This window comes from Gordonia sp. PS3 (assembly GCF_041950545.1).
GTDB classification, from domain to species: Bacteria; Actinomycetota; Actinomycetes; order Mycobacteriales; family Mycobacteriaceae; genus Gordonia; species Gordonia sihwensis.
Genome location: NZ_CP169524.1, coordinates 3189866 through 3202226 on the forward strand (window position 1 = coordinate 3189866; position 12361 = coordinate 3202226).

The following is a 12361-nucleotide window of genomic DNA, read 5'->3' on the forward strand; positions in this document are numbered from 1 at the left end:
CCGTCGGACACCTGTCTATACGATTGAACGATGGCATTGACCTCCCCCACCAACGGACTGTCCGACGAGCGTCTGCGCGTAGCCGACGAAGCGCCCGGCTTCATGCCGCTCGATGAGGCCCTCGCACTGCACGAGGCGGCGACGTCGTATCTCTCGCAGCCCGACTCGGTCGGCATCGGCGTCGAGATCGGCACCTACTGCGGAAAATCGACGGTGTTCCTCGGCGCCGCCGCCGAAGCATACGGCGCCCTGGTGGTCACCGTCGACCACCACCGCGGTTCGGAGGAGCATCAGCCGGGCTGGGAGTACCACGACACCGAACTCGTCGACAGTCACAGCGGACTGCTCGACACGGCCGCCCGCTTCCGGCGGACGATGTACGACGCCGGGCTGGAATCGACCGTGCTCGGGTTGCTCGCGCCCTCGACCGCCGCCGCGCGGGTCTGGGGACGCGAGGTGGATTTCGTGTTCATCGACGGCGGCCATTCGATGGAGGCCGCGCAGAACGACTACGACGGGTGGTCCGGGTGGGTCCGCGCCGGCGGCGCACTCCTCATCCACGACGTCTTCCCCGACCCGAACGACGGCGGGCGGCCGCCGTACGAGATCTACCGTCAGGCCCTCGACTCCGGCCGGTTCACCGAGCAGTCCGCGCACGGTTCACTGCGCGTCCTGCGGCGGATCCGCTGAGCCTACGCGGCGACTCCGAGTCCGAGCTTGCCCGCCAGCTTCTCCAGATACGAGCGCGCGGTGGCGGCGTTCTCGTCCGGCAGCCCGTAGAGGACGCGGGTGACTCCGATCCGGTCCCACCGCGCCAGCCGCTCGGCGTCCGGCCGCATGTCGAGCGCGACGATCTGCGGTGCGCCGTCGCGTCCCGCGTCGGCCCAGATCGTCTTGAGCAGGGCCACCGACTCGTCGATGTCGGTCTCGCCCGGTGTCGTGATCCAACCGTCCGCATTGCGCGCGATCCACGTGAAGTTCTTCTCGGTGCCCGCCGCGCCCACCGACACCCCGATGGTCCGGGACGGTTTCGGCCACGCCCAACTGGGACCGAAATCGACGAACTCACCGTGGTACTCGGCCTCGTCCTGCGTCCACAGGGCGCGCATCGCCTCGAGGTATTCGCGCAGCATCGTGCGCCGGCGGCCCGCCGGGACGTGGTGGTCCGACAACTCGTCCAGGTTCCAGCCGAATCCCACGCCGAGGCGCACGCGTCCGCCCGACAGGTGATCGAGGGTCGCGATCGTCTTCGCGAGGGTCAGCGGGTCCGACTGCACGGGCAGCGCCACCGCCGTCGACAGTTCGATGCGCGAGGTGACCGCCGCCGCGGCCGCCAACGACGTCCATGGGTCCAGCGTCCGGGTGTACCTCTCGTCGGGGAGGCTCGCGTCGCCGGTCCGCGGGTGGGCCGCCTCGCGCCTGGTCGGGATGTGACTGTGCTCGGGCACGTAGTACGCGGCGAAGCCCGCCTGCTCGATCAGCGGCGCCAACTCGTGCGGTCGCAGACCGCGGTCGCTGGTGAACTGCACGATTCCGTAATCCACTTGGCCCTCCGAACTCAGACGCCCTCACTGGACGCTAGACTGGACACTAGTCCAATCATCGCCCTTGCGCTACCGGTTCATCGGCTGCGAGACGGTCGTCGTCGAGTTCGGCGAAGATGCCGCCGGCGGGTGTCGCACGGCTGATCGCGTCCGCCGCGAGGATCACCGCGGCCGACGTCCAGCAACTGCGCTCCACCGGCCAGCGCTTACCGTCCGCGAAGACCAGCCCGGTCCAGTACGAACCGTCGGGATCACGCAGGTGCTGAATCGACTCCACCATCGCCGCCGCGCGATCCACGTCGCCGAGCGCCTCCAGCGCCAGCGCGAGCTCGCTGGTCTCGGCGCCGGTGACCCACGGGCGATGGTCCACGCACCGCGCTCCCAGTCCGGGAACCACGAACCTCTCCCACTCCGCATCGATCTGCGCGCGGCCGGCATCGCCGCGCAGGGGCCCGCCGAGAACCGGGTAATACCAGTCCATCGAATGCTCGCCGGCCGGGACGAAGACCTCGTCGGGCCGGGTGAACGCCACCGCGAGGTCACCGCGCGCACGCTCCCACGTGCCGGCGTCGGCTCCCACCTCGCCCGCGATGCGGATACCGCAGCACAGCGCCGAGTAGATGCTCGAATTACCGGTCCGGAGGGCGTCGTCGAACATGGCTCCGGTCCGGTAGTCGGCCGCCCATCGGAACGCCCCGTCGCCGCGCTGGAACATCAACACCCGGTCCAGAGCGGCACGCACCGTGGGCCACATGCTCCACAGGAAGGCCTCGTCACCGGTGATCAGATAGTGATGCCACACTCCTACCGCGATGTAGGCGCAGAAGTTGCTGTCGACGCCGGGGTCGACGACCCGCCCGGCCCGCAGCTCCATCGGCCAGGAACCGTCGTCGCGCTGGGTGTGCGCCGACCATTCGTACGCCGCACGAGCAGCGTCGAGGTAGCCGCTCGCCGACAAGGCCATCGCCGACTCGACGTGATCCCACGGGTCGGTCTTGCCGCCCGGGAACCACGGAAGCGCACCGTCGGGCTCCTGCATTCCGACGATCGCGGCTCCGGTCGCGCGCACTTGCGCGGGCGTCAGGACGCCGGACACGGAGGGGACGGCCATCGTTACGCGGATTCGGCTAGTCCGGCCGGCTTGCGCAAGTAGATCGCCACCGACTTCCCGACGAGCGGATTCAAGAGTTGCTCGCCCGCACGGGTGACCCACGGCTTACTCATCATGTCCCACACCAGCATCTTGTGATAGCCGCGGACCAGCGGGTTGCGGTCGTTGTCGACGCCGACCGCGCACTTGAGCCACCAATACGGCGCGTGCAGGGCATGCGCGTGTCCCGATCCGGTGATCTCCAGGCCCGCGGCCGCGAGCTTGTCGGCCAGCTCCGACTCGCGGTAGATACGGACGTGGCCGCCCTCCACCTCGTGGTACTCGTCCGAGAGCGCCCAGCACACCCTCTCCGGCCAGTAGCGGGGAACGGTGACCGCGGCCGACCCGCCGGGTTTGAGGATGCGGACCATTTCGGCGATGGCCGCCTCGTCGTCGGGGATGTGCTCCAGGATCTCCGACATCAGCACGACGTCGAAGGACTCGTCGTCGTAGGGCAGCGCGAGCGCGTCGCCGACCTCGGTGCGCGCGACACCCGATTCGGGAACCTCCCCCGCCGCGGCCAGCGCGCCGAACATCTCCGCGACGTCGGCCATGTCCTTCTCGTTCTGGTCGAAGGCGATGACCTCCGCACCGCGGCGCAGCATCTCATACGAGTGACGGCCCTGACCGGCGCCGATGTCGATGGCCTTGACTCCCGGTCCGACGGCGAGACGGTCGAAATCCACAGTGAGCACGTGTCAGTTCCCTTCGCCCGCGGCGGCGTCGACGGCCGCCCGATATCGATCCGCTGTCGCTTTGGCGACTGCCGACCAGCTGTACCTCGAGGTGGCACGGGCGCGACCGCCCGCGCCCGTGCGCGCCGCCAGTTCCGGATCCTCGAGCAGCCGGAGCAGCGCCTGCGCGAGAGCGCCGGCATCGCCGGGAGGAACCAGGAGGGCGGCCGACTCGTCCTCGCCGACCACCTCCGGGATCGCGCCCGCACGAGTCGCCACCAGCGGTGTGCCACAACTCATGGCCTCCACCGCGGGCAACGAGAAGCCCTCGTACAGCGAGGGCACACAGGCGATCTCCGCGCTCGCCAACAGGTCGGCCAGCTCGGCGTCGTCGAGTCCGGAGACCACCGACACCCGCTCGCCGATGGACAGTTCGTCGATCAGCCGCGCCGAGGGGCCATCCGGATCCAGCTTCGACACCAGCGTGAGGTGCACGTCCCGTTCGACGGCCACCTTGGCGACCGCCTCCAGCAGGTACGAGACCCCCTTGAGCGGTGCGTCGGCGCTCGCGACGCACACGATCCGCCCGGGGACCCGCTCGCCGCGGGGCGCGTACAGATCGACGTCGACGCCCAGCGGGATGGTCGCCAGTGCGCCCGGCTCCACGTGAAACGCATCGCGGATGTCCTGTTCGCTGCTGTTCGAGACGGTCAGCAGCGACGGAATCCGCCGCGCCACGCGGCCCTGCATCGCCAGGAACGAATGCCACCGCCACGCGCTGATCTTCTTCAGTCCCACGGCGGCCTTCACCGCCAGCGAACGGTCGCGGGTGATCGGGTGATGGATCGTCGCCACCAGCGGGAAACCCTGACGCTTGATATCGAGCAGCCCGTAGCCCAGGCATTGGTTGTCGTGCACCACGTCGAAGTCGGCTCGCCGGCCGCGCAGCAGCCGCGCCATCCGCAGACTGAACGTCAGCGGTTCACCGAACGCCGCGGTCCACATGGCCGCCACCTCGAGCACGTCGATCCAGTCGCGATACTCGCCGAGCCGCGGAGTCCGGAACGGTTCGGGTTCGCCGTACAGGTCCAGGCTCGGCACCTTGGTGAGCCGGACGCCGGCGTCGAGCTCGGGATACGGCTGACCGGAGAAGACCTCCACGTCGTGGCCGAGTGCGACCAGTTCCCGCGAGAGATGGCGGACGTACACGCCTTGGCCCCCGCAGTGCGGTTTGCTGCGGTACGACAGCAGCGCGATCCGCACTAGAGGGCCTGTCCGACGGGATCGGCCTGACCGGCCACGCCGGTCATCTCCTCCACGGAGACGAACTTGACCCGTCGGCGGCCGGACTCCGACCCGGCCTCGCGTTCGGCCGCGTCGATGCGTTTCCAGCCGGCCAGATCCACGCGATGTGCGCCGCGAGAGGCCACCAGGTCGGCGACGTCGGAGTTGTCGACCGCGGGATCCGTCAGCGCGCCGGCGGCGAAGTCGGCCAGGATCGCCGCCGCGGCCTCCTCGCCGCACAGCCGGTTCCGGCCGATGCCCCCGGTGGGTCCGCGCTTGACCCAGCCGGCGACGAAGACGCCCGGAATCGGATCCCCGGCCGACCCGTCGAGGACGCGGCTGTCGGCGTTCGGGACCACCGACCGGCCCTCGTCGAAGGGCAGGCCCTTGATCGGCCGGCTCCGGTATCCGATCGACCGGACGATCAGCCCGGCGTCGAGCTCGGAGATCTCGTCGGTGCGCTCGATCCCGCCGTCGCCGATGTAGCGGTTGCGCACCAGCTTCACCGAGGCGGCCGCACCGTCACCGGTGATCTCCACCGGAGAGGTCAGGAAGCGGAATACGATCCGTCGATTCCCCTCGGTCCGCGGCATCGCGGCGAACTCCCGGGCCAGGCGGATCTTGGTCGCGATCACCGAGTCCAGCGAGTCGTCGGCCAGCGCGGCCGCCGTCTCTTCGGACAGCGTCAACTCCGATTCGTCGATCACCACGTCGACGCCTTCGAGGTCGGCCAGCGACACGAACTCCCCGTTGGTGAAGGCGCCGTGCTCGATACCGCGCCGTCCCACGACCACCACTTCGCGCACCTTGGACGCGCGGAGGACGTCGAGTGCGTGGTCGGCGATGTCCGTCCGTGCGAGCTCGTCGGGATCGGTGACCAGGATGCGCGCCACGTCGAGCGCCACGTTTCCGTTGCCGATCACCACCGCGCGCTCGGCACTGAGGTCGAACTCCCGCTGTGCGTGGTCGGGGTGGCCGTTGTACCAGGCCACGAAGTCGGTCGCGGCGATCGAGCCCGCCAGATCCTCACCGGGGATGTCGAGGCGGCGGTCGTGTGCGGCGCCGACGGCGTAGAGGACGGCACCGTAGCGTTCGCGCAGTTCGTCGTGGGTGATGTGCTCGCCCACCTCCACGCCCAGGTGGTAGGTGAAGTTCCGCTTCCGCTCCACCGCGGCGAAGGTCTCCTCGACCCCCTTCGTCTGCGCGTGGTCGGGGGCGACTCCGGCCCGGACCAGCCCGTACGGGGTGGGCAGACGGTCGAACATGTCGACGCGCACCTGGGCCTTCTTGACCAGCTCCTGGGCAGCGTAGAAGGCGGCGGGCCCGGCTCCGACGATGGCGACACGGAGTTCGGTGTCGGGCAGCTGCGGCGGCTTGGGATGCCGCACGAGTCCGCCTTCGACGTCGTGGTCCTTGTAGTAGTCGGCGTTGATCTGGAGGAAGGGCTCTTCCCTCTCGGGCAGCTGATCGTCCGGATAGATCGCGCTCACCGGACACTCGTCGATGCAGGCGCCGCAGTCGATGCACGTCTCCGGGTCGATGTAGAGCATCTCGGCGGTGAGGAAGTCCGGTTCGTCCGGTGTCGGATGAATGCAATTGACCGGGCAGACGGCAACGCAAGATCCGTCGTTACAGCAGGATCGCGTGATTACGTGCGTCATCTGGGACATCCCTTCGAGCTCAAGGGTGAACGTGTTCTAGTTTCTCCGAGAGTACCGTATTCGAGGTCACACCCCCGCCATGCCCGAAGCGTATCCCCGTCTCCGGACGAAGCAGAGGAGTCCCCACCCGAATGACCGCACCGCAGGCCTACCGGCCCCTGGAGGACCGCAAGCCGGGAGCCGACTTCTACTCGGCCGGATACCGCGTCCGGACCGGCGACATCGACCAGGACATGAGAGTTCGGCTCGACGGGATCGCTCGATATCTGCAGGACGTCGCGAACGACAACATCGCCGTCCTTCCGTTCGCCGACACCGATCCCTTCTGGATCATCCGCCGGACCGTGATCGACGTCCTCGAACCGATCACCTGGCCGTCGGAGCTGAGGATGGAACGGTGGTGCGGCGCACTGTCGACGCGGTGGACCAACATGCGCGTCCGGATCACCGCCGAGGGCGGAACCAACCGGTTCAATCCCGAGCCGCGGCCCGACGGCCTCGTGGAGACCGAGGCCTTCTGGATCAACATGACCGAGTCGGGAACGCCCGCACGCATCAGCGATCTCGCGATGGAGACGCTCACCGCGATGACGGACGAGCACCGGTTGCGCTGGAAGGCGATGAATCCCGCCACCCCGCCGGCGGCCGAAGCACTGGAACTGCCCGACCGGGAACACGTCCTGCGGATCACCGACTTCGACCCGTTCAAACACCTCAACAACGCCGCCTATTTCGAAGCGGTCGAGGACGAGCTGGTCCATCACGCCGACCTGATCGACGGACCGCACCGGGCGATCATCGAGTACCTGCGTCCGATCACCCCCGGCACGCGCGTCACCATCCGCAGGCAGCGGCTCGACGGCACCCTGCTGATCTGGTTCGTCATCCCGGACGACGCCGGCGAACCGCAGGTGGCGGCGTCGGTCTCGGTGGCGTCGATTCCCGCGCCGTGAATCAATCCGCGCCGTGAATCCCGCGCGGACTAGTTGGCGCCGGTCAGGATCAACTCCATCAGTTTGACCGGCGCGGCACAGGCGTCACCGGCCTGCTGCCCCTCTGGTTCCACCCACCACGTGAAGATCCCGCCTGCGGGCGACTTCGCGGTCACTCCGCAGACAGCCGGCCTCGCGGGGTCGCGCTGGGTGAAGGCCGCTTGACTCTGCACCGAGATGTTCTCGGTGGTGAAGCCGAGATGCTGCGCGGTCTCCTTCTCCAGGTTGTAATCGCCCCACTCGAACCAGTTGAAGGTCACGTCGATCTGCTGCGGCAGCACCGACCAACGGCAGTTCGCTCCGAAGAAGTTCGATTCGGCGGTGGTTCCGCCCACCGCCTTCGCGATCGTCGCCGCGGGCAGTACCTCGCACTCGGCGAGCAGTTTGTCGAAACGGCTGGTGTCGACGTGGCCGGTGTCGGAACCGACCGCTCCTCCCTCGCGGACGGGTTGTCCGTCCACCGTGCACGCTGCCGACGCCGCGACCGCTGCCAGGCCCAGCACCGCCGCGGTCGCCCGCCTCCGGATCGACGTCATGCCGCCCCCTTCACGACCTTCTCGGTGATGCTCTTCGCGGCGCCGCACAGCTGGTCCTCGGCGATGGTGGGACCGGCGCCCGGACTGATCGGCGACGCCAGCGAGATCTCGATGAAGTCGGCGTCCCACGCGACGCCGATCTCGCAGATGCCCGCGGTATGGGCGAGGAAGCCGGGATTGCCGTCGATCTCGTAGTCCTGCGTCGTGTCGCGGCTGAGCTGTTCGGTCCCTCGCTCGCGTCCGATCGGCGAGCCGCGGTACCAGTTGAACGAGACCGAACCGTTGCGCTGCGCGTCGGCGCGCCATTCACACGTCGAGGGATTGTCGATCGCCAGCCGCAGACCCGCCATGCCCGACATCCGGACCACGTCGTCGGTCGTGAGCCCACCGCATCGCGCGAACTGCGGACCCGTTCCCGCCTTCGGCGTCTCGGAGACATCTGCCGAGTCGGAACCGCCGCCCGAGCACCCGGCGAGCAGCAGTGCCGCGAGCGCGGCGAGCGTCACCAGCATGATCTCCGAGCGGAAACGGTCGAGTTGCCTGCGTTCGCGCTTCGTCGGCCGTCCCGAACCCCGATCGCGCCGCGGGAGGCTGGCAAGAACCTCCCGCGGCGGCGGAGGCGGACTGTGGTCGATGTAGCACTCGGCCGCGGCCGGTGCGGAGACCCGTTTGCTGATCAGCCGCGTCACCTCGACGATCCGCTCGCGACCGTTCAGCCGCACGGTGACCCGGTCGCCGATCGAGACCGGCGCCGCGGGTTTGGCGGTCGCACCGTTGAGCTGGACGTGTCCGGCGCGGCACGCGGCACCCGCGGCCGACCGCGTCTTGGTGAGCCGGATCGCCCAGATCCAGCTGTCGATGCGCGTCGCCATCACGCCCCTTCCCGTGGCAGTCCGATCGTCCCCCACAGTAATCGGCCCCGCGGACTCCGCCCGGAAGACGCAGTGCCCGAGAGACGCGGGCAGTGCCCCGAGAGACGCAGATGCCCGGAACCTGACGAGCAGGTCCCGGGCATCGGGTCGAATGCGATCAGCTCAGGACGCGAGGGCCTTGGCCTTGAGGGCCTCGTACTCGGCCTCGGTGATGGTGCCCGCATCGAGCAGCGACTTCGCGGTCGCGATGTCGGCGGCCGGCGAGCTCTTGCCCGCCGCGTGCCGGATGTACTCCTGGTTCGCCTTCTCCGCGGCCAGCGCCGCTGCCTGACTGCGTTCGGTCATGCCGCGCCCGCGCGCGATCAGGTAGACGAACGCTGTGAGATACGGAAGAACGATGAGGAAGATGATCCAGACGACCTTCCATCCGGCGGCCAGCTTGTGGTCGCGGAACAGGTCGGTCAGGACCATGAAGAGCACCATCAGGTATGCGATGAAGGCGAAGACCAGCACCGTGTACCAGATCACGTTCCAGAACGAACTCCAGTCCATGGGGACCTACTTTCTTAGACGGGCGTCAATCGTATCCACGCTCGGCACCTCATGGGCAACAGCATCACCCGTAAAGGACTATGGTCCCGGCAGCCACTCGAGCCTCATCGCAGCGTCGATCACGGGCCCCTCGGTCGTCACGACAGTGGGGCAACGGGTCCGCCCCGGCCTCATGAGGGAACAAAGTCCCTGGTAGGGGATTCGACTGAGCGATTAGGTTACGCTACCGTAATCGTCGTCGCAGACCGCAATACCCAGGAGTAAGCAACTATGTCAGCTGTCATCCTCTACGGCACCGAGACCGGCACCGGCGAGCTCGTGGCCGACGCCATCGCAGACGTATTGGCAGCAGACCACGATCCGTCGGTGTACGACATGGCGGAGTTCGCGGTCGAGGATCTCGACGCGAACGACTTCCTGGTGGTCGTCTGTTCCACCTACGGCGAGGGCGAACTGCCCTCCAGCGCGCTCCCGTTCGCGGACGAACTGGACGAGGAGAAGCCGGACCTCGCCGGGCTGCGTTTCGCGGTGTTCGGCATGGGCGACACCGTCTACGGCGACACCTACAACAAGGGCGGCGAGATCATGGCTGCCAAGCTCACCGAGCTGGGCGCGGTCCAGGTCGGCGAGCATTTCCGCCACGACGCGTCCTCGGCGGTGAAGCCGGCCAAGGCCGCCGAGAAATGGGCGCAGTCGCTCCCGGCGCTCATCGAGCAGGACTGAGCCGGCACACACCCCGACTCAGTGCGTGGACGTCACGGTCCGACGTTCACCCGCTCTTCACGCGTCTCACTCCGCTGTCCGCCTCGGACCGCCGCGTCCTGGGCGAGCTTGACCACCGCCGTCGCCGCGACCAGCGCCACGACGCAGAGGAACACGGCCGTCGGCGCGCTGACGTAGATGTTCTCGCCGAGCAGTGCGACGCCGAGGATCATGGCGACGGTCGGTTCCATCACGTTCATCGCGGGGAACGAGGTCTGCAGATCGCCGGCACCGAAACCCCGCTGCTGCGCGACGATCGCCAGCACGATGACCGCGATGAGCAGGTACAGCTCGGCATGCGGGAGCACGGACAGCGGGTCGTCCACGATGCGCAGGGCGACAGCCTTGATGAGCAGTGCGGACACGCCGAACAACGCTCCGGACGCCAGACCGTAGCTCAGCGCTCGGAAATGCGCGCTCCGGCACCGTTCGGCATTGACCACGATTCCGATGATCCCCAGCACCAATGCCCCGACCGTGATGCCCATGACCACCACGTTCGGTCGCCGATCGGTCGATACCGGGCGCGCGAGCACCAGGAACAGGACCACGCACACCACGAGCGTCAGACCCCACAGCCATTCGGCGCGCTCGAACCGGCGTCTGTCTATCCAGGCCTCCATGGGCAGCGCGAACAGGACCGCCAGCACCACCAGTGGCTGGACCACGAGTATCGATCCGAGGCCGAGCGCGGCGGCCTGGAGACCGAAGCCGGCCAGTGCGATCACGGCTCCGAGCCACCAGCCGGCGGTGATGGCGCCACTGGCGGCCGACGCCCGCTGCCGAAGCACGGTTCCGCCGGCGATCAGCACTGCTGCGGTGATCGCGAGCAGTATCGGTGCCCAGGTATGCATCACTGACAGATTAGTGCCCGCGACACCGCCCGAGTCGGCTACCGGCCGGTGGGACTCAGCGTGCGATGCGGAGTTCGGTGGTGACCGGCGTGGCGTTCACCGTCAGGTCCTGCACCGGGCAGTGGCGTTCGACGATCTCCTGGAGCCGCTGGTAGTCCCCGTCCGACGCAGGTCCGGAGATGTCGGCGATCACGCGCACCGCGGTGAATCCCGGTCGCACGTCGGCGTCGAGTCCGAAGAACCCGCGGACGTCCAGATCACCTTCGGCCGACAGAGTGAGATCGTCGAACTCCACCCCGAGCCGTTCGGCCCAGAAGCGGTAGGTCACCACCTGGCACGACAGCAGTGCGGCCAGGTAGTACTCGACCGGGTTGGGCGCGCTGTCGGTTCCGCCGAGGGTCGGCGGCTCGTCGACCCGGACGCTGAACGAGCGCAGGGAGACCTCGCTCGACACTCCGGCCGTCGCCACCGCGGATGCGCCGAAGACCACCTGGGCATTGCTCGCCCTGGCGGCGACGGCATCGGCCGTGGCGGCGGCGATGGAGTTGAGCGGGGTCCGCGAATCCGGGATGTCGATGAGCTGTGTTGTCGTCATGGATGGAACCGTACGAAGATCCCGAGGCGCCGCACAGGGTTGCGGCCACAGCGGGTTTAAGCCTCGTCCGGCCCCGCCGCGGCCGCGCCTGCCCGGTTCTGTCACCCCCTGGATCTACCGTGTGGGCATGAGCTATCGCAGAGAACTCGAGCGGATGACGACACTGTCGTCGCAGGACATCGACGATGCCTGCGGGGGCTCGCGCATCCCGGCGTTGATCAACCACTGCGTCGACGAACTGCTGGAACTGACCGAGCTCGCCGACGAGGCGCTCACCGACGAACGCATCGAGGAGCACGTCCTCTACGTGCAGGAGGTCTCGGCGTGGCGAGAGACCGCTCAACTGCTTCGGCGCATGGCGGCCGACCGCACCGTGCGCAGTACCGGTGCCGCATGACCGACCGCACCCTCATTCTGATGCGGCACGGCAAGTCCGCCTATCCGGACGGTGTCTACGATCACGATCGCCCGCTGAATGAGCGCGGGATGCGGCAGGCGCAGCTCGCCGGACGATGGATGACCGAGGACCGCCTCGCCGTCGATCAGGTGCTCTGTTCCACCTCGCTCAGGACGAGGATGACCCTCGAACAGACCGGCGTCGCCGCGCCGGTGGAGTTCATCGACGATCTGTACGGCGGGACGCCGTCGGAGGTGTTCGAGGCGGTTCGGATCCACACCCCGCCCGAAGCGTCCACCGTGCTGGTGGTGGGGCACTTCCCCGGCATGCCGGAGACCGCCCTGAGCCTCGATCCGGCCGGCGAGATCGACCGGTTTCCGACCTCCGCCTACGCGGTGCTGCGCATCGGTGTGCCCTGGGATCGCCTCGGGCTCGACGTGGACGCCGACGCCCGGCTCCTCGCGTTCCGGGTACCCCGCTGACCGCGG

The 12361-nt window shown here is 68.4% G+C and carries 15 protein-coding genes; 5 read left to right on the forward strand and 10 right to left on the reverse strand.

Annotated features, from left to right (window positions below; translation table 11 throughout):
- Window positions 1-30 precede the first annotated feature (30 nt).
- A complete protein-coding gene (locus tag ACE11G_RS14715) occupies window positions 31-690 on the forward strand; it encodes a class I SAM-dependent methyltransferase (protein ID WP_222111196.1) in 660 nt (219 codons plus the stop codon).
- 2 nt (window positions 691-692) lie between these two features.
- Here the strand turns inward: ACE11G_RS14715 and ACE11G_RS14720 are convergent, their stop codons facing one another.
- From ACE11G_RS14720 to ACE11G_RS14740, 5 genes are read right to left on the reverse strand one after another with little or no spacing between them, the layout of a single operon-like run.
- Entirely contained in the window at window positions 693-1544 is an 852-nt protein-coding gene (locus ACE11G_RS14720; RefSeq protein WP_222111197.1) for an LLM class F420-dependent oxidoreductase, read from the reverse strand.
- Between the two features lie 55 nt (window positions 1545-1599).
- Window positions 1600-2655, reverse strand: a complete 1056-nt coding sequence (locus tag ACE11G_RS14725; RefSeq protein ID WP_006894430.1) for a hypothetical protein — start codon at window positions 2653-2655, stop codon at window positions 1600-1602.
- A gap of 2 nt (window positions 2656-2657) precedes the next feature.
- Window positions 2658-3389 (reverse strand): class I SAM-dependent methyltransferase, encoded by a 732-nt coding sequence (locus ACE11G_RS14730; protein WP_222111199.1) that lies wholly within the window; start codon window positions 3387-3389, stop codon window positions 2658-2660.
- Window positions 3390-3392: 3 nt separating this feature from the next.
- Complete coding sequence (locus tag ACE11G_RS14735; protein WP_062367404.1) at window positions 3393-4631, reverse strand: glycosyltransferase family 4 protein; 1239 nt, start codon at window positions 4629-4631, stop codon at window positions 3393-3395.
- Window positions 4631-6313: an FAD-dependent oxidoreductase gene (locus tag ACE11G_RS14740; RefSeq protein WP_006894427.1), complete on the reverse strand. Its 1683-nt coding sequence runs from the start codon at window positions 6311-6313 to the stop codon at window positions 4631-4633. Before ACE11G_RS14740 ends, ACE11G_RS14735 begins: the two co-directional genes overlap by 1 nt.
- 131 nt (window positions 6314-6444) lie before the next feature.
- Between ACE11G_RS14740 and ACE11G_RS14745 the strand changes: the two genes are divergently transcribed.
- Entirely contained in the window at window positions 6445-7266 is an 822-nt protein-coding gene (locus ACE11G_RS14745; RefSeq protein WP_006894426.1) for an acyl-[acyl-carrier-protein] thioesterase, read from the forward strand.
- Between the two features lie 29 nt (window positions 7267-7295).
- Here ACE11G_RS14745 and ACE11G_RS14750 read toward each other — a convergent pair whose 3' ends face one another.
- The 3 genes from ACE11G_RS14750 to ACE11G_RS14760 form a co-directional block, all read right to left on the reverse strand.
- Entirely contained in the window at window positions 7296-7841 is a 546-nt protein-coding gene (locus tag ACE11G_RS14750) for a DUF3558 domain-containing protein (protein WP_006894425.1), read from the reverse strand.
- Entirely contained in the window at window positions 7838-8713 is an 876-nt protein-coding gene (locus ACE11G_RS14755) for a DUF3558 family protein (RefSeq protein ID WP_006894424.1), read from the reverse strand. Before ACE11G_RS14755 ends, ACE11G_RS14750 begins: the two co-directional genes overlap by 4 nt.
- Window positions 8714-8875: 162 nt before the next feature.
- Complete coding sequence (locus ACE11G_RS14760; RefSeq protein WP_006894423.1) at window positions 8876-9265, reverse strand: SHOCT domain-containing protein; 390 nt, start codon at window positions 9263-9265, stop codon at window positions 8876-8878.
- Between the two features lie 270 nt (window positions 9266-9535).
- Between ACE11G_RS14760 and ACE11G_RS14765 the strand changes: the two genes are divergently transcribed.
- On the forward strand, window positions 9536-9988 hold the full coding sequence (locus ACE11G_RS14765) for a flavodoxin domain-containing protein (RefSeq protein ID WP_375002711.1): 453 nt from the start codon (window positions 9536-9538) through the stop codon (window positions 9986-9988).
- 32 nt (window positions 9989-10020) lie between these two features.
- Here ACE11G_RS14765 and ACE11G_RS14770 read toward each other — a convergent pair whose 3' ends face one another.
- On the reverse strand, window positions 10021-10881 hold the full coding sequence (locus ACE11G_RS14770; protein ID WP_039866598.1) for a DMT family transporter: 861 nt from the start codon (window positions 10879-10881) through the stop codon (window positions 10021-10023).
- Between the two features lie 55 nt (window positions 10882-10936).
- A complete protein-coding gene (locus ACE11G_RS14775; protein ID WP_062367406.1) occupies window positions 10937-11476 on the reverse strand; it encodes an OsmC family protein in 540 nt (179 codons plus the stop codon).
- A 127-nt stretch (window positions 11477-11603) separates the two neighbouring features.
- On the opposite strand from ACE11G_RS14775, the gene ACE11G_RS14780 reads away from it, so the two are divergent.
- Both ACE11G_RS14780 and ACE11G_RS14785 read left to right on the forward strand, forming a co-directional pair.
- Window positions 11604-11873: a hypothetical protein gene (locus ACE11G_RS14780; protein WP_346074722.1), complete on the forward strand. Its 270-nt coding sequence runs from the start codon at window positions 11604-11606 to the stop codon at window positions 11871-11873.
- Window positions 11870-12355: a histidine phosphatase family protein gene (locus ACE11G_RS14785; protein ID WP_006894417.1), complete on the forward strand. Its 486-nt coding sequence runs from the start codon at window positions 11870-11872 to the stop codon at window positions 12353-12355. Before ACE11G_RS14780 ends, ACE11G_RS14785 begins: the two co-directional genes overlap by 4 nt.
- Window positions 12356-12361 lie beyond the last annotated feature (6 nt).

Bases quoted from the DNA above. Each gene is read 5' to 3' on its own strand.
- ACE11G_RS14715 (WP_222111196.1), top strand. From the start codon at position 31: ATGGCATTGACCTCCCCCACCAACGGACTGTCCGACGAGCGTCTGCGC.
- ACE11G_RS14725 (WP_006894430.1), bottom strand. From the start codon at position 2,655: ATGGCCGTCCCCTCCGTGTCCGGCGTCCTGACGCCCGCGCAAGTGCGC.
- ACE11G_RS14740 (WP_006894427.1), bottom strand. From the start codon at position 6,313: ATGACGCACGTAATCACGCGATCCTGCTGTAACGACGGATCTTGCGTT.
- ACE11G_RS14745 (WP_006894426.1), top strand. From the start codon at position 6,445: ATGACCGCACCGCAGGCCTACCGGCCCCTGGAGGACCGCAAGCCGGGA.
- ACE11G_RS14750 (WP_006894425.1), bottom strand. From the start codon at position 7,841: ATGACGTCGATCCGGAGGCGGGCGACCGCGGCGGTGCTGGGCCTGGCA.
- ACE11G_RS14755 (WP_006894424.1), bottom strand. From the start codon at position 8,713: ATGGCGACGCGCATCGACAGCTGGATCTGGGCGATCCGGCTCACCAAG.
- ACE11G_RS14760 (WP_006894423.1), bottom strand. From the start codon at position 9,265: ATGGACTGGAGTTCGTTCTGGAACGTGATCTGGTACACGGTGCTGGTC.
- ACE11G_RS14765 (WP_375002711.1), top strand. From the start codon at position 9,536: ATGTCAGCTGTCATCCTCTACGGCACCGAGACCGGCACCGGCGAGCTC.
- ACE11G_RS14770 (WP_039866598.1), bottom strand. From the start codon at position 10,881: ATGCATACCTGGGCACCGATACTGCTCGCGATCACCGCAGCAGTGCTG.
- ACE11G_RS14775 (WP_062367406.1), bottom strand. From the start codon at position 11,476: ATGACGACAACACAGCTCATCGACATCCCGGATTCGCGGACCCCGCTC.
- ACE11G_RS14780 (WP_346074722.1), top strand. From the start codon at position 11,604: ATGAGCTATCGCAGAGAACTCGAGCGGATGACGACACTGTCGTCGCAG.
- ACE11G_RS14785 (WP_006894417.1), top strand. From the start codon at position 11,870: ATGACCGACCGCACCCTCATTCTGATGCGGCACGGCAAGTCCGCCTAT.